The organism is Streptomyces sp. URMC 126 (genome assembly GCF_051386555.1).
In the GTDB taxonomy this organism is placed as follows: domain Bacteria; phylum Actinomycetota; class Actinomycetes; order Streptomycetales; family Streptomycetaceae; genus Streptomyces.
In genome coordinates, this window is record NZ_JBPQTX010001035.1 from 1 (window position 1) to 258 (window position 258).

Genomic DNA, 258 nt, shown 5'->3' on the forward strand with positions numbered 1-258 from the left:
TCCCTGGGCGGTCGCCTCGGCGACCGTCCCGGCGGTCGTCCCGGCGGTCGCGGTACCGACCGGGGCTTCGGGGCTCGTGGCGATCCGTTCCAGCTCCTGGACGAGCCGCGCCGCCAGGTCCTTGGCGTCCGCCGTGCCGTACACGTCGGTCCGGTGGTCCACGCGCAGGGTCAGGCGCGGGCCGAACTGCCAGGCCACCAGCGACAGCGGGTAGTGCGTGCCGTCGTGGACATCGATGCCGCGGACCCGGACGTCGCC

Annotated in this window: 1 protein-coding gene; it reads right to left on the bottom strand. The window is 75.2% G+C overall.

What is annotated here, in order from left to right:
• On the bottom strand, positions 1–258 hold a 258-nt coding region (locus tag ACSNOK_RS34985), incomplete at both ends, for a hypothetical protein (RefSeq protein WP_436784730.1).